Consider the following 220-nt stretch of genomic DNA (forward strand, 5'->3'; position numbering starts at 1 on the left):
GTGGGGAACCGGATCACCCGGTCGTAGCGTTGATGGTTAGGACGAGGTCCCGGCTTCGGGCCGGGGCTCGTGGGGTTGGGATTCGGCGACGATGGAGAAGCGTGTGATGACGGACGGTAAGCGGCGCAGGGGTCTGGCGACCGCGTCCGCTCTGCTCGGTGGTGTGCTGGTGCTCTCGGCCTGTTCCGGGGGTGGCGACGACGCCGGAAATGACGGCGGC

This window comes from Streptomyces viridosporus, from assembly GCF_002078235.1.
GTDB classification, from domain to species: domain Bacteria; phylum Actinomycetota; class Actinomycetes; order Streptomycetales; family Streptomycetaceae; genus Streptomyces; species Streptomyces viridosporus.